This is a genomic window from Microbacterium galbum (assembly GCF_032464915.1).
Taxonomy (GTDB): domain Bacteria; phylum Actinomycetota; class Actinomycetes; order Actinomycetales; family Microbacteriaceae; genus Microbacterium; species Microbacterium galbum.
Map to the genome: position 1 here is coordinate 1035584 of NZ_JAWDIS010000001.1, position 23060 is coordinate 1058643.

Annotated in this window: 16 protein-coding genes and 3 tRNA genes; 12 read left to right on the top strand and 7 right to left on the bottom strand. The window is 70.8% G+C overall.

Annotation, left to right across the window (positions count from 1 at the left end; genetic code table 11):
- The first annotated feature begins 92 nt into the window (after positions 1-92).
- The 4 genes from RWH45_RS04910 (at position 93) to RWH45_RS04925 (ending at position 3018) form a co-directional block, all read left to right on the top strand.
- Positions 93-165 (top strand) — tRNA-Glu (locus tag RWH45_RS04910).
- A 30-nt stretch (positions 166-195) separates the two neighbouring features.
- Positions 196-269: transfer RNA gene (locus tag RWH45_RS04915), tRNA-Asp, on the top strand.
- Positions 270-333: 64 nt separating this feature from the next.
- Positions 334-406: transfer RNA gene (locus RWH45_RS04920), tRNA-Phe, on the top strand.
- A 551-nt stretch (positions 407-957) separates the two neighbouring features.
- On the top strand, positions 958-3018 hold the full coding sequence (locus RWH45_RS04925) for an MDR family MFS transporter (protein ID WP_315993768.1): 2061 nt from the start codon (positions 958-960) through the stop codon (positions 3016-3018).
- Positions 3019-3070: 52 nt separating this feature from the next.
- On the opposite strand, the gene RWH45_RS04930 is transcribed toward RWH45_RS04925, so the two are convergent.
- The 3 genes from RWH45_RS04930 to RWH45_RS04940 all read right to left on the bottom strand — a co-directional run bounded on the left by RWH45_RS04930 (position 3071) and on the right by RWH45_RS04940 (position 6962).
- On the bottom strand, positions 3071-4654 hold the full coding sequence (locus RWH45_RS04930; protein ID WP_315993769.1) for an AMP-binding protein: 1584 nt from the start codon (positions 4652-4654) through the stop codon (positions 3071-3073).
- Between the two features lie 104 nt (positions 4655-4758).
- On the bottom strand, positions 4759-5952 hold the full coding sequence (chrA, locus tag RWH45_RS04935; RefSeq protein WP_315993770.1) for a chromate efflux transporter: 1194 nt from the start codon (positions 5950-5952) through the stop codon (positions 4759-4761).
- Between the two features lie 53 nt (positions 5953-6005).
- A complete protein-coding gene (locus RWH45_RS04940) occupies positions 6006-6962 on the bottom strand; it encodes a Gfo/Idh/MocA family protein (protein WP_315993771.1) in 957 nt (318 codons plus the stop codon).
- Positions 6963-7068: 106 nt separating this feature from the next.
- On the opposite strand from RWH45_RS04940, the gene RWH45_RS04945 reads away from it, so the two are divergent.
- The 8 genes from RWH45_RS04945 (at position 7069) to RWH45_RS04980 (ending at position 15453) form a co-directional block, all read left to right on the top strand.
- Positions 7069-8223 (top strand): polysaccharide deacetylase family protein, encoded by a 1155-nt coding sequence (locus RWH45_RS04945; protein ID WP_315993772.1) that lies wholly within the window; start codon positions 7069-7071, stop codon positions 8221-8223.
- A gap of 159 nt (positions 8224-8382) precedes the next feature.
- Positions 8383-9510, top strand: coding sequence for a glycosyltransferase (locus RWH45_RS04950; RefSeq protein WP_315993773.1), 1128 nt, complete (start codon positions 8383-8385; stop codon positions 9508-9510).
- A gap of 79 nt (positions 9511-9589) precedes the next feature.
- Positions 9590-9847, top strand: a complete 258-nt coding sequence (locus RWH45_RS04955; protein WP_055959528.1) for a glutaredoxin family protein — start codon at positions 9590-9592, stop codon at positions 9845-9847.
- A 5-nt stretch (positions 9848-9852) separates the two neighbouring features.
- Positions 9853-10776 carry an amidohydrolase family protein gene (locus RWH45_RS04960; protein ID WP_315993774.1) on the top strand — a complete coding sequence of 308 codons (924 nt, stop codon included), beginning with the start codon at positions 9853-9855 and terminating at the stop codon, positions 10774-10776.
- A 31-nt stretch (positions 10777-10807) separates the two neighbouring features.
- Positions 10808-12052: a kynureninase gene (locus tag RWH45_RS04965; protein ID WP_315994592.1), complete on the top strand. Its 1245-nt coding sequence runs from the start codon at positions 10808-10810 to the stop codon at positions 12050-12052.
- A 46-nt stretch (positions 12053-12098) separates the two neighbouring features.
- Positions 12099-13847 (top strand): cation:proton antiporter, encoded by a 1749-nt coding sequence (locus tag RWH45_RS04970; RefSeq protein ID WP_315993775.1) that lies wholly within the window; start codon positions 12099-12101, stop codon positions 13845-13847.
- Positions 13848-13942: 95 nt separating this feature from the next.
- Positions 13943-14695 carry an SDR family NAD(P)-dependent oxidoreductase gene (locus RWH45_RS04975; RefSeq protein WP_315993776.1) on the top strand — a complete coding sequence of 251 codons (753 nt, stop codon included), beginning with the start codon at positions 13943-13945 and terminating at the stop codon, positions 14693-14695.
- A 281-nt stretch (positions 14696-14976) separates the two neighbouring features.
- Positions 14977-15453, top strand: a complete 477-nt coding sequence (locus RWH45_RS04980; RefSeq protein WP_315993777.1) for a dehydrogenase — start codon at positions 14977-14979, stop codon at positions 15451-15453.
- Positions 15454-15578: 125 nt separating this feature from the next.
- Here the strand turns inward: RWH45_RS04980 and RWH45_RS04985 are convergent, their stop codons facing one another.
- The 4 genes from RWH45_RS04985 to RWH45_RS05000 all read right to left on the bottom strand — a co-directional run bounded on the left by RWH45_RS04985 (position 15579) and on the right by RWH45_RS05000 (position 22910).
- Positions 15579-17918, bottom strand: coding sequence for an ATP-binding cassette domain-containing protein (locus RWH45_RS04985; RefSeq protein ID WP_315993778.1), 2340 nt, complete (start codon positions 17916-17918; stop codon positions 15579-15581).
- A gap of 403 nt (positions 17919-18321) precedes the next feature.
- A complete protein-coding gene (locus tag RWH45_RS04990; RefSeq protein WP_315993779.1) occupies positions 18322-19875 on the bottom strand; it encodes a DEAD/DEAH box helicase in 1554 nt (517 codons plus the stop codon).
- 196 nt (positions 19876-20071) lie between these two features.
- Entirely contained in the window at positions 20072-20641 is a 570-nt protein-coding gene (locus tag RWH45_RS04995) for a DNA-3-methyladenine glycosylase I (protein WP_315993780.1), read from the bottom strand.
- Positions 20642-20807: 166 nt separating this feature from the next.
- On the bottom strand, positions 20808-22910 hold the full coding sequence (locus RWH45_RS05000; protein ID WP_315993781.1) for an acyl-CoA dehydrogenase family protein: 2103 nt from the start codon (positions 22908-22910) through the stop codon (positions 20808-20810).
- Positions 22911-23060: the final 150 nt, after the last annotated feature.

The following is a 23060-nucleotide window of genomic DNA, read 5'->3' on the forward strand; positions in this document are numbered from 1 at the left end:
ACGCCACGCCCCGAATTGGCAATCTCGCGAGATGTGAAGTAGGCTCGGTCGTCGGCAAGCGAGAAGGAAATCGCAAGGTTTTCGCCTCATCCGGCCCCATCGTTTAGCGGCCTAGGACGCCGCCCTTTCACGGCGGTAGCACGGGTTCGAATCCCGTTGGGGTCACTTTCCGGTGAAGTACAATTGAAAATGCATGGCCCTGTAGCGCAGTTGGTTAGCGTGCCGCCCTGTCACGGCGGAGGTCGCGGGTTCAAGTCCCGTCAGGGTCGCTCCACAGCGACGGGCCTTCTTTCGAGGAGGCCTTTCGTTTAGGAAGCGGCAGACATGCCGCTCGGCTCTGTAGCTCAGTTGGTAGAGCGCACGACTGAAAATCGTGAGGTCACGGGATCGACGCCCGTCGGAGCCACACGGACCGTCATTACAACGGTCCCAGAAACCCTCGCCTAGCTTCTACATGGCGGGGGTTTTGCTTTTCCCCGGCGAGGGATGCCGCCCCGCATGGCTCCGACCGCTCGGTCGTCGAGCCACCGCAGCACGCTGACCTGCTGCGCCGGGCGTCGGCCTCCCCCACGCGCCACGCGTGAAAACAGGCGAGGGTTCGAGAACAGGACGACCAGCCCCGACATCGCCCTGTCCCGGTGCGATTCCCTGTTCTCGCGCGAGGCCGCCACGATCCGCGCCCGCCGCACCCCGCCGCCCGCGCCCGCGCCCGCGCCCGCCGCCGGCGCCCGCCGCACCCCGCCCCGCGCGCACGGGCACGGTCCGCCCGCACTCCGGACGCCGGTCCGGGGCACGACTCCCCCCACGGGGGTATTTCTGCGGGCCCGGGGCGATGCCGACCCGCAGGTGGTTCCCCGACCCCGGTGGACGGCGCTACTATTTGTTGACTTTTAGCAAACACCTGGCGCCCGGCCCCGCCCGATCGAGCCGCCCGCCACCCCTTCTCGATGAGGACAGATGTCAGACATCACCCGCAGCCGGCGCGCGCACACCGGCACCACCGACACGGTCATGACCCACCGCATGATCATGTTCGTGATCTTCGGCCTCATGGCCGGAATGTTCCTGTCCGCCCTCGACCAGACGATCGTCGGAACCTCGATCCGCACGATCGGCGACGACCTCCAGGGCCTGAGCCTGCAGGCCTGGGTCACGACCGCCTACCTGATCGTCTCGACGATCTCGACGCCCATCTACGGCAAGCTCTCCGACATCTTCGGCCGTCGCCCACTGTTCCTGCTCGCGATCCTCATCTTCATCGTCGGATCCGTGCTCGCGAGCTTCTCGACCTCGATGGCCGAGCTCGCCGCCTTCCGCGCCATCCAGGGCCTCGGCGCCGGTGGCCTGATGTCGATGCCGCTGGCGATCATGGGCGACATCCTCGCCCCGCGCGAGCGCGCGAAGTACCAGGGCTACTTCCTCGCCGTCTTCGGCATCTCCAGCGTCATCGGCCCGCTCGTCGGCGGTCTGTTCGCCGGCGCCGACCAGATCCTCTTCATCACCGGCTGGCGCTGGGTGTTCCTCATCAACGTGCCGATCGGCATCGCGGCCCTCGCGATCGTGTGGCGGTTCCTGCACATCCCCAAGCAGCCGCGCCATTCGGTGCGCATCGACTGGTGGGGCGCCACGACCGTCATCGTCGCGCTGGTCCCGCTGCTGCTCGTGGCCGAACAGGGGCGCGAGTGGGGCTGGGGCTCGCCCATCGCGATCGCCTGCTACGCGGTCGGGGCCCTCGGCATCCTGGCCTTCATCATCGCCGAGACGAAGATGAAGGACGACGCGCTCATCCCGCTGAAGCTCTTCCGCTCCCCCACCTTCTCGATGGCGACGATCATCGGCGTGCTCGTGGGCTTCGGCATGTTCGGCGCGATGCTCACGCTGCCGCTCTACCTGCAGCTCGTGCTCGGCTCGACGCCGACCGAGAGCGGCTTCGAGATGCTCCCGATGATCCTGGGCCTCATGATCGCCTCGATCGCGAGCGGTCAGATCATCGCGCGCACCGGTCGCTACCGCATGTTCCCGATCCTCGGCACGGCGCTGATGTCGGTGGGCTTCTTCCTGCTGACCTTCCTCAAGTACGACAGCCCCTACTGGCACGTCGCGCTCGCGATGCTCGTGATCGGCCTGGGCCTCGGCCAGCTCATGCAGACGCTCACGATCGCCAGCCAGAACTCCGTGGGTCTGCGCGACATGGGCGTGGCGACGAGCGGGTCGACGTTCTTCCGCCAGATCGGTGGAACGCTCGGCACGGCCGTCCTGCTCTCGCTGCTGTTCACGCTCATGCCGTCGAACATCATCGGGTCCTTCTCCGACCGCGGCACCCTCACCGACGCCCTCGACGCCGCCTTCGACCCCACGGTCGCCTCGGCACCGGCCAACGAGAAGATCATGTCGGGCATCTACACGCCCATCGTGACCCAGACGACCGATGCCGTGACCCAGCAGGTGCAGCAGGGCGTGCAGCAAGCACAGGATGCCGCGACTCGGGCCGTGGCGGCGCAGGTCGCCGCGGGGCAGATCCCGGCCGCCGCGCAGGCGCAGGCCACGCAAGCGGCGATCACCCAGGCGACGTCGGCCGCCGCGACGCAGATCCAGCAGCAGATTCCGGTCGCCCGCGTGGGCAGCGACGGATCGGTGAGCCTGGACTTCTCGAACGCCGCCGACCGCGCGGCCTTCGTCGACACCGTCGCGACGACGCTCGAGGAGCGATTCGAGGACGGCGGTGAGAACACCTCGATCGGCGACTCGACCCTGGACGACACCTCCTTCCTCGTGGGCGCCGACGCGCGTCTGACCAAGCCCTTCCTGGTCGGCTTCAACTCGTCGGCGACGAGCGTCTACTGGGTGGCGATGGGCGTGGTGCTGCTCGCGTTCGTGCTGTCGCTGTTCTTCCGCACGCCCCCGCTGCGCGCGAAGTCGGCGCTGCAGGAAGCCGCAGACGAGCGTCGCGGCCGCGACGATGAGGAGAAGCGCGCGGAGGAGTCCGCCGCGCAGACCGGCGCCCTGCTCACGCCGTGACCTGAACGACGAAGGGCGGGGCCGTCGCTAGACGCCCCGCCCTTCGTCGTCGTCACACCGCTTCGCGCGCGCGCAGGTCCTTCCGCAGGATCTTTCCCGACGTCGACTTGGGCACCACGTCGATGAACTCCACCCGCCGCACCTTCTTGTGGGGCGCGACCTGGCCGGCGACGAACGCCATGACGTCCTCCGCCGTCAGGCCGGCATCCGGTGCCGCCACGACGAACGCCTTGGGGATCTCCTCACCGTCGTCCCCGCGCACGCCGATGACCGCGGCATCCTGGATCTTCGGATGCGACAGCAGCAGCGCCTCGAGCTCGGCGGGGGCGATCTGGTAGCCGTGGTACTTGATGAGCTCCTTCAACCGGTCGACGATCGTGAAGTAGCCGTCGACGTGGTGGACGCCGATGTCACCGGTGTGCAGGAAGCCGTCGGCGTCGAGCGTCTCGGCGGTGGCGTCGGGCCGGTTCAAGTAGCCGAGCATGACGTTGGGGCCGCGCACCCAGATCTCGCCCGGCGCGGTCAGCCCGTCGTCACCGTGCTGCTCGAGCTCCGCGCCGGTCTCGGGGTCGACGAGCTTGGCGTCGCACCCCGGGATGAGCACGCCGACCGAACTGACCGGGAATCCCGAGCCGGCGGGGATGGCGTGCGAGACGGGACTTAGCTCGCTCATGCCGTAGCCCTGGAAGAACCGGGCACCGATGCGCCGGCCGGCCGTCTCGGCGGTCTCGCCGTCGAGCGGGGCCGCACCGGAGAAGACGCTGTGCACGCTGGAGAGGTCGAACTGGTCGACGGCGGGGTGCTTGGCGAGGGCAACCGCGATGGGCGGCGCGATGAAGAGGAACGTGCAGCGGTGCTCCTGCACGACCCGGAGGAACTCCATGAGGTCGAAGCGGGGCATGGTGACCAGCGTCGCCCGCTGACGCAGAGCGAGGTTCAGCAGCACCGTCATCCCGTAGATGTGGAAGAACGGCAGCACGGCGAGAACGCGATCGTCGGGTGAGATCTCGATGACCGATCGGCACTGGTGCACGTTCGCGACGAGGTTGCGGTGCGACAGCATGACCCCCTTCGGCACTCCGGTCGTGCCCGACGAGTACGGCAGCACGGCGACGTGCGTGGCAGGGTCGAACGACACCTCGGGCGGCGTCCGGCCCTCGGTGAGCAGCGAGCGCAGATCGGGGTGCCCGTCCGCACCGTCGAGCACGATCACGTGATCGTCGGCGATGCCCGCGGCGTCGGCCGCGGCCTTCGCCTGCGCGAGCAGCGGTGAGACGGTGACGAGCCAGGTGGCGGAGGCGTCGCGCAGCTGGTTCTCGATCTCGCGGGCCGTGTAGAGGGAGTTCACGGTGGTGATCGCAGCCCCCAGACGCAGGATGCCGTGGAACACCGTCGCGAAAGCCGGCACGTTCGGGCACAGCATCGCCACGACCGTGTCGGTGTCGACCCCGCGTGCGGCGAGCGCCCCGGCGAAGGCGTCGACCTGCGCGCGCAGGGCGCGGTAGGTGGTCTCCGCCCCGCTGGACGGGTCGACCAGGGCCACCCGGTCGAGATCGTCGTCCCCCAGCGAGGCGAACAGGTAGTCGTAGATGCTCTGATCCGGAACGTCGATGCTCGGATAGGGGCTCTGGAACACGGTTCTCTCCCTCGAAAACAGGCGCGGCGGCCGGGGCCGTCCGCTCATCCTGGCATCGGTGGGACGCGGTGTCACCCCGTGCGGAACCGGCTCTCGGCCGCCGCTCAGGTGAGCGACAGGATGACGCCGCCGGCCGCCCCCACGAGCACCACCGCCCACGCCGGCGTCTTGACCGCGACCAGCAGCACGAATCCCCCCACCGCGAGCACGAGGGGCCCCGGCCCCGTGATCGCGGTGGTGAACACGGGAGTGTAGAGAGCAGCGCCCAGGATGCCGACGACGGCGGCGTTCGCCCCGCGCATGGCCGCCCGAACACGCGGCCGCGTGCGCACGGCGTCCCAGAACGGGAGGACTCCGAGCAGCACGAGGAGCCCGGGGAGGAAGATCGCCACGAGCGCGATCGCGGCGCCCGCGACGCCGCCCGGTCCTACGTCGGAGACGGCGCCGAGATAGGCCGCGAACGTGAAGAGGGGGCCGGGCACGGCCTGCGCCGCGCCGTAGCCGGCGAGGAAGGCCTCTGGCGTGACCCACCCCGTCTGCACGACACCGGCCTGCAGCAGCGGCAGCACGACATGACCGCCGCCGAAGACCAGGGCGCCCGAGCGGAAGAAGGCATCGGCGAGGGCGAGCACCCCCGCCCCGGTACCCGCGGCGAGCAGCGGGAGAGCGACGAGCCCGACCGCGAAGAGCACGAGGCACGACACGGCAGCCGCGCGGGGGACGCCGAACGGGGGCAGCTCGACCCCCGGGGGTTCGTCCGCACCGCGCAGCAGGAGCAGCCCCGCGACGACGCCCATCGCCAGCGCGCCGAGCTGCCCCGGAGCGGCGGGGAGCAGCAGCGCGAGGGCCAGGGCGACCACCGCGATCCCGGCTCGGCGGGCATCGGGCGCGAGGGTGCGGGCCATCCCCCACACCGCGTGGGCCACGATCGCCACCGCGACGATCTTGAGCCCGTCCAGGATCCCGTCGCCGATCGGTGCGCCGATCACGGCCGCGCCCGCCGCGAAGGCGACGAGCAGCACCGCCGAGGGGAGGGTGAAGGCCGCGAAGGCCGCGAGCGCGCCCGCGATGCCCGCGCGCTGGAGCCCCATCGCGAACCCGACCTGGCTGGATGCGGGTCCGGGGAGGAATTGGCACAGGGCGACGAGGTCGGCGTACGCCCGATCGTCCATCCAGCGGCGCCGGGTCACGAGATCGTCGCGGAAGTACCCCAGGTGGGCGACGGGACCGCCGAAGGAGGTGAGTCCCAGCCTCAGGAACGCGAGGAAGACCTCGCCCACCGATCCCGCCCGCCGCATCCGTCGATCCTCTCGCCGTGGGGGAAACGACAGGTGAACTCGTGGAGCTCCGTCTACGCGAGCGGGACGGCGAGCAGCTCGTCGACGAGGCGCAGCGTCGCCGCGGTGAGGTCCTGGTCCCCGGCGATGTCGGCGCCCTCGATCGCCTGTCGCAGACGCTCGACCTCCCCCACCATCGGGTTGTCGGGGGCGTCGACCTCGATCGCGTACGGGGCCCGACCGCGCGGGGTCACGGTGAGCCGTCGGGGCGCGTCGACGGCATCGATCGCGAGCGAGGCGTCCTCGCCCTGGATCTCGCTCGGCAGGGCCGTGTCGGTGATCTTCGACCAGGCGACGTCGGCGATGAATCCGTCGTAGACGGCGAGGGCGCTGCCGAGACCGTCGGTCCCGGAGGCGATGCCCACGCGCGCGCCCTGGATCGACCTCGGCTCGCCGAACAGGCGGACGAGGGCATGCAGGGGATAGACCCCGAGATCGCGCAGCGCGCTGCCTCCGAGCGCCGGGTCGAAGATGTTCGTCTGCTCTCCCGCGAGGACGTGGTCGTACCGCGCCGATCTCTTCTCGTAGCGCAGAGAGACCCGTCGCACCGCGCCGAGACGCGGAAGGAGGTCGCGCACGGCGGACAGCCCGGGGTCGTAAGCGGTGCGCATGGCCTCGAGAAGCACCACGCCCCGCGCCCGGGCACGTCCCACCGCGGTGTCCCAGTCGGCGGCCGACAGCACGGCCGGCTTCTCGACGAGGGTCGGGATGCCGGCATCCACCGCCTGAGCGATCTGCGCGGCGTGCACGGAGTTGGGGCTGGCGAGGTAGACGGCATCCACGTCGGGGGCGGCGAGGAGGTCGTCGAGCCCGACCGCGACACCGGGGGCGCCGATCACGTCGGCGAAGGCGCGCGCCCGGCCCTCGTCTCGAGAGGCCACTCGCGAGACCACCGTGTTGTCCACCGCACCCACCGCCTCGGCGAAGCGCTCGGAGATGCTGCTGGTGCCGACGATGCCGATACGGATCATGCGCCCATCCTCTCGCGCCCGCGCATCGCGACGCGAAGGGTCCCGGGCGCGCGCGAAGCGCCCCGCTAGGATCGCGGCGAGCCGCCCCACCCGATCCCGAGGCATCATGACGACCACCCGAGCCGCCCGCCGTCGGCGCGCCAGCCGCCGCGTCCGCGCGCGGCGCACCCTCGTCGCGACCGTCGCCGTCGCCCTGATCGCCGGGGCGGTCGCCGTCTTCGCCCTCACCCGTGCGCCGATCGCGCCGTCCGAGACGAGGGCCGCGAGCGGAGCGCCGTCGAGCTCCCCGACGCCCACCCCGACGCCGACGCCTCTCTCCCCGGCGCAGCGGTTGCTGTCGACCACCACCGACCCGAACGCCTGCGCGGTCTCGTTCGCGGGCGACGGCATCGCCCTCGACCCGCAGGTGCAGACGCAGGGGGTCCGCTACGAGGCGCTGCCGATCCCGCGCGCGGACGGCCGGGTGTTCGCCGGCTGGTACCCGACCACCTCCGACGCCTCCGCACTGACCGCCTCCACCCGCGTCAACGGCGCCGACCTCGTGACCTGCACCGATCGCGAACGGGTGCTGCACGCCGGGTGGGTCACGCCCCAGGCGAACGCGGCGGAGGATGCCGGCATCCCGATCCTCATGTACCACCAGTTCACGCGGAAGCCCGAGGGAGAAGACGGCTGGCTACGCGGCAATTACGCGTACGTCGGCGACTTCGATGCCCAGATGGCGTACATCAAGGACGCGGACTTCTACCTGCCGACGTGGGACGAGCTGAGCGCCTTCATCGACGGAGCCCTCTTCCTGCCCCGACACTCCGTGATCATCACCGACGACGACGCGGACTCCAGCTGGCTCGAACTCGCCGCTCCCATCGTCGACGGCAAGAACCTGCTGACCACGTCGTTCGTCATCACGTCGTTCCGCACCGAACCGACACCGAACAAGTTCGTGCTGCAGCGTTCGCACACGCACGACATGCATCGCGCCGGCGCCGACGGCAAGGGGCGCATGGTCAACGAGGATGCCGACACGATCGCCGCCGATCTGGAGCAGTCCGCACGGATCCTCGGGGCGAAGGAGGTCGTCGCGTATCCGTTCGGCCACTACAACGACACGACCAAGGAGGGCGTGCGCCGAGCCGGCTTCGAGCTCGGACGCACCATCGAGCCGGGGTATGTCCGCATCGGCACGGATAAGCTGGCCCTGCCTGTCGTCCGTATCAATTACGGAATGACGGTCGACGATCTGAAAGCGAAGATCGGCTGAGCGTCGACGCGATATCGCGCCGGTAACGGGCGGTTTCTGGCCGGACGCTGGGGTGAACACCCGCTAGCTCCCAGGTAACTCCTCCACAATCCCAATTTGGGCACGCGTCGGCCGGTCTACGCTGTGTACTTCTGTCTTACCGAGAAAACGCGAGCACACATGGATATTTCCGTCATCGTTCCGACCTTCAACGAGGGTCCGAACGTCGCCGAGCTCGTTCGTCGCACGACGGACGCCCTGCTCGGTCGTGACGTGGAGATCATCTTCGTCGACGACTCCCGCGACGACACCCCCGACATCATCCGGGCCGTCGCAGCGACCTCCGCCGTTCCGGTTCGCCTCATCCACCGCGACGAGCCCGTGGGCGGGCTCGGTGGCGCCGTCGTCGAGGGCATCAAGGCCGCGGTGTCCGACTACTGCGTCGTCATGGACGGCGATCTGCAGCACCCGCCGGAGGTCATCGCCGAACTGCTCGCGCGCGCCGAGGTGGGCGATGCCGACGTGGTCGTGGCATCCCGCTACATCGCCGGCGGAACCTCCGACGGTCTGGCCAACGCCGTACGCACCACGGTGTCGCGGGCGTCCACGCTTCTCACCAAGGCCATGTTCCCCAAGAAGCTGCACAACTGCTCCGACCCCATGACGGGGTTCTTCCTCGTCGACCGGCGCTCCCTCGAGGTCGAGACCCTGCAGCCGCGCGGCTTCAAGATCCTGCTCGAGATCCTTGCGCGCAAGCAGATGCGCGTCGCCGAGGTGCCTTTCTCGTTCGCTCCCCGCTTCGCCGGCGAGTCGAAGGCGTCGTTCAGCCAGGGCATGCGCTTCCTCACCCAGCTCACGATGCTGCGATTCGGCCGCATGTCCGCGTTCGCCCTCGTCGGCGGTCTCGGGGCCGTCGCGAACCTCGTGATCATGTGGGCGCTTCAGGCCGTCGGCGTTCAGTACCTCATCGCCGCGGTGATCGCGAGCGTCGTGACCATCGTGGCGAACTTCCTCGCCCTCGAGTACCTCGTCTTCGCCGACATGCGCGCGGAGTCCGGGCTCATGCGACACCGGTTCATCAAGTCGTTCACGTTCAACGGCGTCGAAGCCATCGTGCGCATCCCGGTCATCTGGGTCCTGGTCAGCCAGGCGCACATCCAGAGCGTCGTCGCCGCCGCGCTCACGCTCATCGCCGCCTTCATCGTGCGATTCGTCTTCCACGCGCTCGTCGTGTACGCGCCCAAGAAGAGCCGCGTCGGGAAGGTCGTCCACGCCATCGAGCCCCTCGAGGACGAAGTCACCGCCTGAGCCCCGGCCAGCGGTCATGCGCCACCCGTCGGGTGGGGTTCTCAGCGCCCGCCGAGCGCGGGCGGCGTACGCTGGAGCCATGTCTTCCGACGCATCCATCCGTATGTTCGGCGCCGACTGGTGCCGTGATTGCATCCGCACCAAGAAGCAGCTCGACGAGCTCGGCATCGACTACGAGTACGTCGATCTGGTTGCCGATCCCGCCGCCGCCGACGTCGCCAAGGAGATCTCGGGTCGCACGAGCATCCCCGTCGTCGTCTACCCCGACTCCAGCCACCACGTCGAGCCCTCCAACGCCGACGTCGAGGCCAAGCTCCGCGAACTCTCGCTGATCTGACGACCGTGCGGTCGGTCCGACGGGCGTTGACCGGCGAGAGCGGCACGATGCTGCCGGCCTTCGTCGACCACCACGTGCATCTGCACCTCGTCGACTCCTCCGACCTCCCCCGGCGCGGGATCGCCGCCGTCGTCGACCTCGGCGGTGATCCCGTCACGCTCGCCCGACGCCCGGACGGACTCCCCCACGTCGCCTACGCGGGAGCGTTCCTCACCGTCCCGGGCGGCTACCCCGCCGGGCGGCCATGGGCACCGGAGAGCATCGTGCGCGTCGTGACGGGCAGTTCGCGGCATCCGGGAGTCGACGGAGGAGCGCGCACCGCGGTCGACGCGCAAGCGGATGCCGGCGCGTCGGTCATCAAGGTCGCCCTCCATGCCGACGCGGGCCCCGTCCCCGACGACGACACGCTCGCCGCGATCGTCGAGAGCGCGCGCGAGCGCGGAATCGCGGTCGTCGCGCACGCGCAAGGCGACGGCCAGGTGGAGCGCGCGATCGACGCCGGCGTCTCGGCCCTCGCCCACGCCCCTTTCGACGCTCCGCTGTCGCGCCGGGTGATCTCGCGGGCCGTCGCGGCCGGGCAGGCGTGGATCTCGACCCTCGACATCCACCGCGGCGAGGCCCGGCGCCTGGCGATCGCGAACGTCCGCGCCTTCGCCGCGCGCGGAGGGCGGGTGCTGTACGGCACCGACCTCGGCAACGGTCCCCTGCCGGTGGGGCTGAACCGCCGCGAGCTGCTCGCCCTGCACGAGGCGGGCGTTCGCGGCGACGCCCTCGTCGCCACCCTGACGGATCCCTGGCCCGGCTCCACGGCGACGGACGCCGTCTCGACCTTCATCGCCGGTCCGACCCCCACCGACCCCGACGACGTGCCCACCTGGCTGAGCCGGGGGACGGTCGTCCCGACCGAGGAGCTCACGCGTGTCGACTGACCCCTCCCCCGCCTTCGGATCCGTCGACCGCATGGAGGTGCCGCACGCCTCCCTCGAGGTCGAGGCGGCGGCCCTCGACGCCGACGATCCGCTCGCGTCGTATCGCGACGCCTTCGTCGGGGCGGAGACCCCGCTGGTGTACTTCGACGGCAACTCGCTCGGCCGACCGCCCCGGGCCACCGCCGAACGACTCTCCCGGTTCGTGACCGAGGAGTGGGGCGGCCGCCTCATCCGCGGCTGGGACGAAGCGTGGATGGAGCTCCCCTTCGCGATCGGCGACCGTATCGGATCGCTCGCGCTCGGTGCGGCCCCCGGGCAGACGGTGATCGGCGATTCCACCACCGTGCTGCTGTACAAGCTGATCCGCGCCGCGCTTGACGCGCAGAGCACGGCCGACCCCGAGCGGGTCGAGATCGTGGTGGGGCGCGACGACTTCCCCACCGACCGCTACCTCGTCGAGGGCATCGCGGCCGAGCGGGGCGCCCGCGTCGTCTGGGTGGAGGTCGACACGGAGCGGGGCGTGGATGCCGACCTGCTGCGCGCCGCGGTCGGCCCGCGCACCGCGGTGGTGCTGCTCAGCCACGTCTCGTACCGCTCCGGGTACCTCGCCGACGGCCTCGCGCTCACCGCGATCGCGCACGAGGCGGGAGCGCTCGTGCTGTGGGACCTGTGCCACTCCGCCGGATCGGTGCCGATGGAGCTCGACGCGTGGGGCGCCGACCTCGCCGTCGGGTGCACCTACAAGTACCTCAACGGCGGCCCCGGCTCCCCGGCGTTCGCCTATGTCGCCGCACGCCACCAGCGCCGCCTCACCCAGCCGGTGCAGGGGTGGATGGGGGCGGCCGACGTCTTCTCGATGGGGCCGCAGTACCACCCCGCCGACGGCATGCGCCGCTTCCTGTCGGGGACGCCTCCGGTGCTCGCGATGATCGCGATGCAGGACACCCTCGACCTGCTCGCGGAGGCGGGCATCGCGGCGGTTCGACGCAAGTCGACCGCGCTGACCGAGTTCGCGGTGCGCGCGGCGGACGGCATCCTGGCTCCTCTTGGGGTGCGCCTCGCGTCTCCGCGCGATGCCGCCGAGCGCGGAGGGCATCTGACGCTGTCGCACCCCGCGATGCGTGCGGTGACCGCTCGGCTGTGGGAGGACGACGTGATCCCCGACTACCGCGACCCGCACGGTCTGCGCATCGGGCTGTCGCCCTTGTCGACGAGCTTCACCGAGACGCTGACGGGACTGCACGCCGTCGCCGACGCCCTCCGCGCGGAGGGCTGAGACCCCGCGGTCGAGGACGCAAGAGGCGGAGGGCTAGCCTCGGAGGGTGATCGATCCGCTCCTCGTCGTCGTCGCCGGCGTGGTGGTCGTCGCCCTCGCCACGGTCATCGGGCCGCGCTTCAACATCGCCGGACCCCTGGTGCTGCTCGCCATCGGCGCGGGGGTGAGCCTCCTCCCCTTCGTCCCCGCCTTCGCGGTCAACCCCGAGGTCATCCTCATCGGGGTTCTCCCGCCGCTGCTGTACTCGGCGGCGGTGCAGCTTCCCGCCATCGAGTTCCGGCGCGACTTCGCCCCCATCGCCGGGCTCTCGGTGCTGCTCGTCGTCTTCAGTTCGCTCGTGCTCGGCCTCTTCTTCTGGGCCGTCATCCCCGGCCTCGGGCTCGCTCTCGCGATCGCGCTGGGCGCCATCCTCAGCCCCACGGATGCCGTGGCCACCTCGATCGCCAAGCGCCTGGGCATCTCGCCGCGCGTGGTGACGATGCTCGAGGGAGAGAGCCTGCTCAACGACGCCACTGCGCTCGTGCTGCTGCGCACGGCGGTCGCAGCCGTGGCATCCGGATTCGCCTTCGGCGATGCCCTGGCCTCGTTCGCGTGGGCCGTGGCGATCGCCCTCGCGCTGGGCGCCGTCGTCGGCTGGGTCAACCTCCGCGTGCGCGAGCGTGTGACGAACTCCGCCGCGAACACCGCGTTGAGCTTCACCGTGCCGTTCATCGCCTACCTGCCGACCGAACACCTGGGCGGCTCGGGTCTGGTCGCCGCGGTGGTCGCGGGCATCGTGACCGGACAGGGCGCGGCACGGCGCTTCACCCCGGAGCAGCGCATCAGCGACCGACTCAACTGGCGCACGATCGAGCTGATCCTCGAGGGCGGGGTCTTCCTCGTCTTCGGACTCGAGCTCAAGGACATCGTGACGGCCAACCTCCGCGAGCACGAGGGCCTCTGGCACGGGACGTGGCTGGCGCTCTCGGCGCTCGGCATCACCCTCGCGGCCCGTGCGCTGTACGTGTCGTGGCTCATCTGGATCCAGGGGCGGCGCAGTCGCCGCGCCGACCGTCACCAGGAACGCGTCGACGACGCGCAGCGCCGCCTCGACCGGTTCGAGGAGGCCTACCGCACGGCGCCCGAGCAGTTCGGCATCCGGGCCGAGGACCCCGCTCGCGCCGCGCGGCGCATCGGGTGGATGCGCACGCGCATCTCGCGCACCCTGGCCGATCTGGACTACTACCGCGACACCCCGTTGGGCGCGCGGCATGGGAGCGTCATCGTCTGGGCGGGGATGCGCGGCGTGGTGACCCTCGCGGCGGCGCAGACCCTCCCCGAGGACACCTCGCAACGCCCGCTGCTGATCTTCGTCGCCTTCCTGGTCGCCCTGTTCAGCCTGGTCCTCCAGGGGCTGACCCTGCCGGCCGTCGTCCGCCGGGTCGGACTCGCGGGCGACGGGGGCGAGGGACCGTCGCGCGAGGAGCAACGCGCCCTCGACGCGGAGCTCCGTGATGCCGCGATCGCGGCCGTGCAGTCGGGCTCGCTCGTCCGGCGGGACGGCGCCGCCTTCCCGGCCGACATGATCGAGCGCGCGGGCGCCCGCCTCGTGCAGCCGCCCGACGAGGAGGCTTCGATGCGCGTGCGCGACTTCCTCGAGTTGCGGCTCGCCTCGATCGAGGCGATGCGCCGCCGTCTGCACGACGTCGGCCGCGACGGCCGCTACAGCACGGCCGCGCTCAGGCATGCCCTCGCCGAACTCGATGCCGACCAGCTCAGCCTCGAGCTGCGCATCGACGACGGCGAGGACGACTGACGCGGAATACCGCGGCCGGCGTCGGGGTTTTCATTCACGCGCATGCGGTCACCGCGAGATCCGCGATGACTCGACGGCGGGAGAGAAGTGCATCCATGAGCAGGTTCGCCCAGAAGGTCGCCCTCATCACCGGTGGCGGAAGCGGAATCGGAGCCGCGATCGCGCGGGAGCTGGCCGCGGAAGGCGCGTCGGTCGTCGTGACCGACATCAACGAGGATGCCGCCCAGGGCGTCGTGCAGCAGATCACCGACGCGGGAGGAACCGCTGCGGCCTTCGCGCAGAACACCGCGAAGTGGGAGGACTCCGAGGCGGCCGTCGCCTTCGCCCGCTCGACCTTCGGCGGACTCCACCTGGCCGTGAACAACGCCGGCATCGGCGCCCCGCCCCAGAACATCGGCGACTACGACATCGAGGCCTGGGACCGCGTGCGCGCGGTCGACCTCGACGGCGTCTTCTACGGCCTCAAGTTCCAGCTGCCGGCCATCGTCGCCTCCGGCGGCGGTGCGGTGGTGAACATGGCATCCGTCCTCGGGTCGGTCGGCATCGCGCAGAACGCGGCCTACGTCGCCAGCAAGCACGCGCTGGTCGGTCTGACGAAGGTCGCCGCCCTCGAGTACACGAAGCAGGGCGTGCGCACGAATGCCGTGGGCCCGGGCTTCATCGACACCCCGCTGGTGCGCTCGAGCCTGACCCCCGAGGCCCTGACGCACCTCGAGAACGAGCACGCGACCGGACGCCTCGGCACGGACTCCGAGGTCGCCGCGTTGACGCTGTTCCTGCTCAGCGACGCCGCGTCGTTCATCTCGGGCAGCTACCACCTCGTCGACGGCGGGTACTCGGCACACTGAGTCCCGACTCCCGGGCCCGTCGCACGTCGCGTGCGGCGGGCCCTTCCGTGTGCGGGGGCTGAGGGCGGTGGGTCGGGCCGGGGTGGGGGTCACGTTGGCGTTGGGGGTGGCGTCGGTGTCGGCGTTCGCGGTAGCGAGCGTGTCCCACGTATGCCCGGCGCGGGACTGCGTGAAGGGCACTTCCCGGGCCACTCATCGCCCTCGGCGGGACGAGGGGCCGCGGGCGTGGCCCGGGGGGCGGTTTCGCAGGAGCGTGGGGCACAATGGTCGCGGAGGTTTCCATGAGCGATCCGATCCCGACGATGCCGTCATCCACGGATGCCGCCGGGAGCGCCGCGGTGCCCGTGATGCATACCGCGGCCGAGTGCCCGAAGTGCTTCACCGAGCTGCAGAGCGATCGGGACTGGTGGCGTGCCCGCCCCGCGGGGTCCCGCCTCGTCGGACTGGTCGTGTCGCGTCCCGACATGCCCACCGTCGTGCAGCAGCGTGACGACCTGACGCGCTTCGGGGTTCCCATCGAGGGCTTCCGACACCCGGCTCCCGAGACGCTCGAGGGATGGGCGAACCGACTCGACCGATTCTTCGGCACGCTGACGCGCGGCGATGTGCTCGTGGTGGCGAGCGTTCACGCGCTCGGTCTGACGCGCGAAGACGAAACGCGCGCGGTGGCCGACCTGCGCCGCCGCGGCGTCATGGTGAAGGTGCTGTCGCACGGCGACCGGCACCTGCACGACGCATCGCTCCCCGCGCGCGGCTGACCGGAGCCCCCCGCGGAGACGGCGGCGCACCGCGAGCTGCGGGACCGGAACCTCGTCGCGTGCCGACGCGACGTGCGCCGGTCCCCGTGCCCGGAGACCGACGACGCGCGCGACCGCCCCGGCGATCAGCCGCCGACGTAGCGTGCGAGGTGCTCTCCCGTGAGCGTCGAGCGCTCGGCGACGAGGTCGGCGGGCGTCCCCTCGAACACGACCGTGCCGCCGTCGCGACCGGCCCCGGGGCCGAGGTCGATGAGCCAGTCGGCGTGCGCCATCACCGCCTGATGGTGTTCGATCACGACGACGGTGTTGCCGGCATCCACGAGCTGATCCAGGAGCCGAAGGAGCGTGTCGACGTCGGCGAGGTGCAGTCCCGTCGTGGGCTCATCGAGGACGTAGACGGCACCGGACTTCGCCATCGAGATCGCGAGCTTGAGGCGCTGGCGTTCTCCGCCCGACAGAGTGCTGAGTGATTGTCCCAGCGTGAGGTAGCCGAGCCCCACATCGCGCAGCCGACCGAGGACGGCCACCGCCGGACCGGCGACGAGGAACTCCCCCGCCTCGGCGACCGACATCGCGAGCACTTCGGCGATGTTCTTCCCGTCGAGCGTGTACTCGAGCACGTCGTCGGAGAACCCGGTGCCCTCGCACAGTTCGCAGACGGTCTCGACCGTGGATTGGAACCCCAGCTGCGTCACGATGACGCCGAGGCCCTTGCATGCGGCGCACGCACCCTGGCTGTTGGCGCTGAACAGCGCCGGCTTGACCCCGTTCGCCTTGGCGAACGCCGCCCGCACCGCGTCGAGGATGCCGGTGTAGGTCGCGGGGCTGCTGCGCCGCGAGCCCTTGATCGCGGTCTGGTCGACCACGACGACGTCGTCGAACGAGGGGAGGTTGCCGTGGATGAGCGACGACTTGCCGGAGCCGGCGACCCCGGTCACCACCGTGAGCACTCCGCGCGGGATGTCGACGTCGACACCGCGGAGATTGTGCTGGCTCGCCCCCCGGATGGGGAGCGCGCCGGTGGCCTCGCGCACACTGTCTTTGAGGTGCGCGCGGTGGTCGAGGAAGCGACCGGTCAGGGTGTCGGAAGCCCGCAGCCCCGCGACATCGCCCTCGAACTGGATCACGCCGCCCTCGCGGCCGGCGCGCGGACCGAGGTCGACCACGTGGTCGGCGATGTCGATGACCTCCGGCTTGTGCTCGACGACGAGCACCGTGTTGCCCTTGTCGCGCAACTGCAGGAGCGTCTCGTTCATGCGCTGGATGTCGTGCGGGTGCAGGCCCGCGGTGGGCTCGTCGAACACGTAGGTGATGTCGCTCAGGCTCGAGCCCAGGTGGCGGATCATCTTGGTGCGCTGCGCCTCCCCGCCCGACAGCGTGCCGCTCGAACGGTCGAGCGAGAGGTAGCCGAGGCCGATGTGGACGAAGGCGTCGAGCGTCTCGCGCAGACCCTGCACGAGCGGTGCCACCGAGGGGTCGTCGATCGTGCCCACCCAGGCGGCGAGGTCGGTGATCTGCATGGCTGCGGCATCCGCGATGTTGACGCCGCCGATGCGCGACGAGCGCGCGCCGTCGTTGAGACGCGTGCCCTCGCACGCCGGGCAGGGGACGACCGTGGCCGCACGGTCGACGAAGGCGCGGACGTGCGGCTGCAGCGCGTCGCGGTCTTTCTGCAGCATGCTCTTGGTGATCTTGGGGACGAGCCCCTCGTATGTCATGTTGGTGTTCGCGATGCGCACCTTCGTCTGCTCTTTGTAGAAGAAGTCGTCGCGCTCCTGCGGAGTGAAGTCGCGCACGGGCTTGTCGGGGTCGAGGAAGCCCGACTCGCTGAAGACGCGCACCATCCAGCCGTCGGCCGTGTAGCCGGGCACGAGGATGGCCCCCGCGTTCAGCGAGAGCGACGCATCGACGAGCTGGTCGAGGTCGAGGTCGCCGACCTGGCCGAGGCCCTCGCACTCGGGGCACATCCCGCCGGTGATCTCGAAGGATCGGCGCTCCTTCTGCCCCTTCTTCGCACCCGTCGCGATCGTCACCGCGCCCGCTCCGGAGATCGAGGGCACGTTGAACGAGAACGCCTGCGACGACCCGACGTGCGGCTGACCGAGGCGGCTGAAGAGCACGCGCAGCATGGCGTGGACGTCGGTGGCCGTGCCGACGGTGGAGCGGGCGTTCGCGGCCATGCGCTCCTGATCGACGCGGATGGTCGCGCTGAGGTTCTCGAGGGCATCGACGTCGGGCCGCGACAGCTCGCCCATGAACTGCTGCACGAAGGTGGGATAGGTCTCGTTGATGAGCCGCTGCGACTCGGCCGCGATGGTGCCGAACACCAGCGACGACTTTCCCGACCCGCTGACCCCGGTGAACACCGTAAGACGCCGCTTGGGCACGTCGAGGTCGACGTTCTTGAGGTTGTTCTCTCGCGCGCCCCGCACGCGGATGACGTCGTGGGCGTCGGGACCGGTCATGGGCGCCTCCTCGGGATCGTCCCCAGTGTGGCGCAGACCACCGACATCGGCCAGCGAGGGCGCGGGGTGCGCCGGTCCGGGCGGCATGCCGGGTGCGGCGGGCGGGGGTGCGGCGTGTGCGGCGGGCGGGGGTGTGGCATGCCGGGTGCGGCGGGCGGGGGTGCGGCGGGCGGAAGGCGGCGGGCCGGTCAGGCGCGAGCACAGCGGCGGGTCGGGGCTCCGACACGCCGCGACACCGGCGACCGCCCGCGGCGTGCCGCCCGCGGCATCCGCCATTGCGCACACGGGACGGGCGGAGCAGGAAGGCCCCACCGGCACACGGGACGGGCGGAGCCGGAAGACCCCACCGGAACGCGACGGTGCCCCCGCAGACGGATCTGCGGGGGCACCGGGGGACGGGGGCTCAGCCCTGCGCGCGGCGATTCGTGCGCGGCGAACGGGCCCCGACGACCATGCCGGTCGTCGGGGCACCGGATGCCGAGCGACCCGCGCCCTGGGCACGGGCGACGCCGGCGCGCTGGGCGCCGCCGGCCGACTGTCCGCGTCCGGCACCCGAACGCTGGCCCTGGCCGCGCCCGCCCTGGGGCGCGTGACCGGCGGCCGCGGGAGCCTCGGCACCCTGACCGCCACCGCTGCCACCGCGTCCGCGACGACGGCGACCGCCACCGGCGGCCGGGGCTGCGGCATCCTGGCCCGGGGTGCGGGCTGCGGGCTTGCGCTGGGCGTTGGCGCCCTGCGAGCGGCCCCCGCCCTGCGGCTGGGCGACGACCGGCTCGGGCTTGACGTACGGCGCGACCTCGCCGACCAGCGCCACGACCTCGGGCGAGGCGGGGGTGACGGGCTGTGGGGTGGCGGAGATCTTCGCCTTGCGGAGGATGTCGAGGGTGTCGCGACGCTGCTCGGGCAGCATGATCGTCACCACATCGCCGGCGGAGCCCGCGCGGGCGGTGCGGCCGGAGCGGTGCAGGTACGCCTTGTGCTCGACGGGCGGGTCGACGTGCACGACCAGTTCGACGCCGTCGACGTGCACGCCGCGGGCGGCGACGTCGGTGGCCACGAGAACCTTCGCGCGGCCGTCGCCGAAGGCGGCGAGGTTGCGGTCGCGAGCGGGCTGGGACAGGTTGCCGTGCAGGTCGACGGCGGGGATGCCCGAGGCGGTGAGCTGCTTCGCGAGCTTCTTGGCCTGGTGCTTGGTGCGCATGAAGAGGATGCGTCGCGCCGTGCCCGAGGCGAGGGTCTGGACGAGGTCCTTCTTGGCATCCGCGTCGGCCGGGGCGAAGACGTGGTGCGTCATCGCGGCGACGTGCGAGTGCGCCTCGTCGACCGAGTGCAGGACCTCGTTGCGCAGGAAGCGCTTGACGAGCTTGTCCACGCCGTTGTCGAGCGTCGCCGAGAACAGCAGACGCTGACCGTCGGCGGGGGTGCGCGAGAGCAGGCGGGTGACTCCGGGGAGGAAGCCGAGGTCGGCCATGTGGTCGGCCTCGTCGAGGACGGTGATCTCGATGTCGCCGAGGTTCGCGAAGCCCTGGCCGATGAGATCTTCGAGGCGGCCGGGGCACGCGACGAGGATGTCGACGCCGGCGTTCAGCGCGTCGACCTGACGCTTCTGGTTCACGCCGCCGTAGACGGTCGTGGTGACGAGTCCGAAGGGCTGGGCGAGGGGCTTGATGACCTCGTCGATCTGGTTCGCGAGCTCGCGGGTCGGGGCGAGCACGAGCGCGCGGGGCTTGCGTCCGCGACGGCGATCGGTGGACGCGGCGAGACGCGCGACCAACGGCAGCGAGAAGGCGAGGGTCTTGCCCGAGCCGGTCTTGCCGCGGCCGAGCACGTCACGCCCGGCGAGGGTGTCGGGCAGGGTGTCGGCCTGGATCGGGAAGGGCTCGTTCTTGCCCTGGGCGGCGAGAACGTCGATGAGAGGGGCGGGCACGCCGAGGTCGGCAAAAGTCTGGGACGTCATGAATACTCCTGCCGCGGCGCACGCGCGCACGGCGGTTCGGGATGCCGCGATGCTGCGGCCAAGTGGGCGAAGGCGCCGGGTGGCGCATCCGTTCGCCGTGAAGGTCAAAGGCCCGAGAAGAAGGGGCCGGTGCGTTCGACGACGCGCGGAGCGAAAGCTCCTGGGTCCAGTCTACCCGTTTCGGGCCGCGCGGCCGTCAGGCCGCACGCCAGCACCCCGCAACGTGGTCGTCGACCATGCCCGACGACTGCATGAGCGCGTACATGGTGGTCGGTCCGACGAAGCGGAACCCGCGGCGGCGGAGGTCTTTGCTCAACGCGGTCGACTCGGGCGTCACCGCGGGCACCTCGGCGAAGGTCGCCGGGGGCGTGTGGGATGCCGGGGCGAACGACCACATCAGTGCATCGAGCTCGCCCGGGCCCATGGCCGCGACGATCGCCGCGTTGCCGATCGCGGCCTCGATCTTGCCGCGGTGGCGGATGATGCCGGCATCCTGAAGCAGACGCTCGACGTCGTCGGGGCCGAACCGCGCCACGACCGACGGCTCGAAGTCGTGGAACACCTCGCGGAAGCGCGGACGCTTGCGCAGGATCGTGATCCAGGCGAGGCCCGCTTGGAAACCCTCGAGGCTCATCTTCTCGAACAGCGGGCGGTCGCCGTGCAGCGGGGTGCCCCACTCCTCGTCGTGGTAGCGCTGATACTCCGCGTCGGAACCGGCCCATGCGCAGCGGGTGACGCCGTCGGCTCCGGTCACGAGGTCGTTCATGCTCCCAGGCTAGGCCGGACCGCCGACATCGAACGATCAGGGAGCGCGCTGCACGCACGGCTCGAGCGCGGGTCGTGCGCGGACAGGGGATCACACGAGAACAGGCCGACCCTGCACGGATCGGCCTGTTCTCGTCGCATCCCCTGTCCTGGCGACAGGGATGCCGCTAGCGCGCGGGCTTCTTCTCCGGAACCGGGGCGTCGCCCGAAGCCTTCAGGGCGGCGTAGTACGACGCGGCCTCGTTCTGCCGGTCGTCCTCGACGCCGGACGCGATCGACGCGCGGATGTGCTCCGGGCCGTAGCCGAACGCGTCGACGAGGTCCTGCGCGTGCGGACGCAGCCGAGCGCAGAGGCGATCGATGTAGCTGGAGACGGCGGCGGCCCGCTGCGTCGAGAGCCGACCGTGGATCAGGTACCACGCGAGGTGCTTCTCGATCAGCTGCAGTCCGAACAGGTCGCGCAGCCAGGTCAGCACCTTCAGGGTGTCGCGGTCGTCGACGCGGTTGATGGCGTCGGTGAACGCCTCCCACTGCAGCAGCTCGCCGTGCGCGCGCGCGGCCTCGATGAGCTCGGCCTGGTTCTCGTTGAACAGTGCCGCCGCGTCGTCGCGGGAGAGCTTGGATGCCGGACGGAGGCGCCCCGCGATGTCGGCGATCATCTGCTGGACACGGCCGGCCAGGAGCTCGTGCTGCTGTTCGGCGCGCAGACCCTTCTCCACCGATCGGGCGGTCGAGCCGAAGTCGCTGACGGCCTGACCCAACTGACGCATGCCCGCTCCGTGGAAGAGCTTGCCGGCGGTCTGGCCGACGGCGAAGGCGGCGAGCTGCTTGGCATCCTTGCCCTTGAACTGCTTCGCGTAGTCGGCGAGGAGGCGCTTGCCGACGAGCTGCAGAAGGATGTTGTTGTCGCCCTCGAAGGTGACGTAGATGTCGAGGTCGGCGCGCAGACCCACCAGGCGGTTCTCGAACAGGAAGCCCTGTCCTCCGCACGCCTCGCGCGCCTCCTGCAACGTGTCGAGCGCGTGCCAGGTCGACAGGGGCTTGAGGGCGGCGGCGAGGGTCTCGAGGTCTTCGCGGTCGGCGTCGGTGTCGGCCTTTCCGCTGAAGACGCCGTCGAACTTCTGCAGGAACTCGTCGTGCGCGAAGATCTCGGCGTAGGTCGTGGCCAGGCGCGGCAGGAGGCGCCGCTGGTGCTTGCCGTAGTCGAGCAGGGTCACCTCGGGGGTGCCGCTGCCCGAGTCGAACTGGCGGCGCTGGTTGCCGTAGGTGATCGCGATCGTCAGACCGATGGCCGATGCCCAGGCGGCCGCGCCGTCGAGCGAGACGCGTCCCTGGACGAGGGTGCCGAGCATCGTGAAGAACCGGCGCCCCGGGCTCGCGATCTCGCTCGAGTACGTGCCGTCGGCCACGACGTCGCCGTAGCGGTTGAGGAGGTTCGTGCGAGGGACGCGCACCTGGTCGAAGTGCAGACGACCGTTGTCGATGCCGTTCAGACCGCCCTTCAGACCGTCGTCTTCTCCGCCGATGCCCGGGAGGAAGCTCCCCTCCTCGTCGCGCAGCGGCACGTAGAAGCAGTGCACGCCGTGGTTGACGCCCTTCGTGATGAGCTGGGCGAACACCGTCGCGGCCTTGCCGTGCAGGGCGGCGTTGCCGAGGTAGTCCTTCCACGCACCGCGGAAAGGCGTGTGGATGACGAACTCCTCGGTCTCGGGGTCGTAGGTCGCGGTGGTCCCGATCGCCGAGACGTCAGACCCGTGTCCGGTCTCGGTCATGGCGAAGGCGCCCGGGATCTCGAGGCTCATGATGCCGGGGAGCCACTTGTCGTGGTGCTCGCGCGTGCCCAGCTGCAGCACGGCCGAGCCGAACAGGCCCCACTGCACGCCCGACTTGATCTGCAGGCTGGGGTCGGCCGCGACGAGCTCTTCGAAGCCGGCGATGTTGGCGCCGTTGTTCTCCTCACCGCCGAGGCGCTTCGGGAACGCCCGGTGCACGGCCTTGTTCTGCACGAGGAGGTGGAGCTGGCTGAGGGTGCGCTCGCGGTGCGCATCCATGCCGAGGCTGTCGTCGCGCCAGAGCGCGGGGTCTTTGATCATCTCGCGCGCCTCGCGGCGGGTCTCGGCCCACGTGCCGAGCAGCAGATCGGTGACCCGCTCGGTGTCGATGCGGGCTTCGGCGGCCTCGGCCGCGGTGTGCGCGGCGGTGGGCGCTCCGCCCACGGGCGTGCGCGTGCTCGTGGCGGGCGTGGTGGGACGGACGGCGGCGTCGGTCATTTCGGCACCTTTCGACGTTGCAAAGGGATGACTCCACGGTAGGTGTCCCACAACGACCACTCAAACCTCCTGTCGGTTCACCACAACGGACGCGCATCCGTCCGCGCGGGGTCGTTGTGGGGGGTCAACATTCCCGAACGGCGGCCCGCA